This window comes from Neorhizobium sp. 2083, assembly GCF_031455615.1.
In the GTDB taxonomy this organism is placed as follows: Bacteria; Pseudomonadota; Alphaproteobacteria; order Rhizobiales; family Rhizobiaceae; genus Neorhizobium.
On record NZ_JAVDTC010000020.1, the window covers coordinates 1 to 2,500 of the forward strand.

General features: G+C 54.3%; 2 rRNA genes (1 of these 2 cut by a window edge). Both read right to left on the reverse strand.

Features of this window, described 5'->3' with window-relative positions:
* Positions 1-178: 178 nt before the first annotated feature.
* A 5S ribosomal RNA gene (rrf, locus tag J2X76_RS31425) occupies positions 179-293 on the reverse strand.
* A gap of 227 nt (positions 294-520) precedes the next feature.
* Positions 521-2,500: ribosomal RNA gene (locus J2X76_RS31430) — 23S ribosomal RNA — on the reverse strand (it continues 818 nt past the right edge of the window).

Genomic DNA, 2,500 nt, shown 5'->3' on the forward strand with positions numbered 1-2,500 from the left:
TTGTCTCCTGTAAGGATGGCATCGGACCAAAGCCGGGCGCCCTCCTTGGACAATTTCGTGTTCAGCAAAGCAAAAAGGCCGCTTTGGGCGGCCCTTGGGATCGGCCAGGGGCCGTTTGTTTATCGTTTGAGAAGATCATCTTTGTTTTCGCATGCAGCATGCGTGTTGCGTTTAGCAGACCTGGCAGCGACCTACTCTCCCGCGTCTTGAGACGAAGTACCATTGGCGCAGGGGCGTTTCACGGCCGTGTTCGGAATGGGAACGGGTGCGGCCGCCCCGCAATGACCACCAGGTCAGCGAAGCGCAACATTTGAGAAGCTGGTGAAGCGATAACGCTTCGTTTTTAGTCTTTGAACACGTCCAACCTTTCCAGACCCGTTGAGCGCTTGTGGCACCCATACAGGCCAGCGGCCGTCGCCAATCGTTTGGCGGGCCGTCCGCAGGCAGCAAACCGAAGGTTTGCGTACGCCGTCAGGACAAAGGTCTCAAGGCTCATCTTCGATGAGCATGAACAATGAGAACGATCAAGCCAATCGGGCTATTAGTACCGGTAAGCTTCATGCATTGCTGCACGTCCACACCCGGCCTATCAACGTGGTCGTCTTCCACGGCCCTGATAGGGAACACTCGTTTTCAGGTTGGTTTCCCGCTTAGATGCCTTCAGCGGTTATCCATTCCATATATAGCTACCCTGCTATGCCCTTGGCAGGACAACAGGTCCACCAGAGATATGTCCATCCCGGTCCTCTCGTACTAGGGACAGATCCTGTCAATATTCCTACACCCACGGCAGATAGGGACCGAACTGTCTCACGACGTTCTGAACCCAGCTCACGTACCGCTTTAATTGGCGAACAGCCAAACCCTTGGGACCTGCTCCAGCCCCAGGATGCGATGAGCCGACATCGAGGTGCCAAACAACCCCGTCGATATGGACTCTTGGGGGTCATCAGCCTGTTATCCCCGGCGTACCTTTTATCCGTTGAGCGATGGCCCTTCCACGCGGGACCACCGGATCACTATGACCGACTTTCGTCTCTGCTCGACTTGTCAGTCTCGCAGTCAGGCGGGCTTATGCCATTGCACTCGACGACCGATTTCCGACCGGTCTGAGCCCACCATCGCGCGCCTCCGTTACTCTTTCGGAGGCGACCGCCCCAGTCAAACTACCCACCATACACTGTCCCGGATCCGGATGACGGACCGCGGTTAGACATCCATGACGATAAGGGTGGTATTTCAAGGATGGCTCCACGAAGACTGGCGTCCCCGCTTCAAAGCCTACCACCTATCCTACACATGCCGACACGAATGCCAGTGTAAAGCTATAGTAAAGGTGCACGGGGTCTTTCCGTCTAACCGCAGGAACCCCGCATCTTCACGGGGAATTCAATTTCACTGAGTCTATGTTGGAGACAGCGGGGAAGTCGTTACGCCATTCGTGCAGGTCGGAACTTACCCGACAAGGAATTTCGCTACCTTAGGACCGTTATAGTTACGGCCGCCGTTTACTGGGGCTTCGATTCAAAGCTTGCACCTCTCCTCTTAACCTTCCAGCACCGGGCAGGCGTCAGGCCCTATACGTCGTCTTTAGACTTCGCAGAGCCCTGTGTTTTTGATAAACAGTCGCTACCCCCTGGTCTGTGCCACCCCATCATGGTTGCCCAAAATGGGGTCACGCTTCTTCCGAAGTTACGCGTGCAATTTGCCGAGTTCCTTCAACATAGTTCTCTCAAGCGCCTTGGTATACTCTACCTGACCACCTGTGTCGGTTTCGGGTACGGTCTATACGGTGGAGCTATTTCCTGGAACCGCGTCCCTGCAAGATCAATCCAATAAGACCTCACAAGTTGAGCAATCCGTCACTACCACCAGGCCCACGAATATTAACGTGGTTCCCATCACCTACGCATTTCTGCCTCGGCTTAGGGGCCGGCTAACCCTGCTCAGATTAACTTTAAGCAGGAACCCTTGGTCTTTCGGCGAGAGGGTCTCTCACCCTCTTTATCGTTACTCATGTCAACATTCGCACTTCCGATATCTCCAGAGGCCCTCACGGGTCCTCCTTCACAGACTTACGGAACGCTCCGCTACCACGTGCGCAAGCGCACATCCTCAGCTTCGGTGCATGGCTTTAGCCCCGTTACATTTTCGGCGCAAAGACCCTTAATTAGACCAGTGAGCTGTTACGCTTTCTTTAAATGATGGCTGCTTCTAAGCCAACATCCTGGTTGTTTTGGGATCCTCACATCCTTTCCCACTTAGCCATGACTTGGGGACCTTAGCTGGAGGTCAGGGTTGTTTCCCTTTTCACGACGGACGTTAGCACCCGCCGTGTGTCTGCCGATTAGTACTCCCAGGTATTCGGAGTTTGGTTAGGATCAGTAAGACGGTGAGTCCCCATAGCCCATCCAGTGCTCTACCCCCTGGGGTATTCGATCGACGCACTACCTAAATAGTTTTCGCGGAGAACCAGCTATTTCCGAGTTTGATTGGCCTT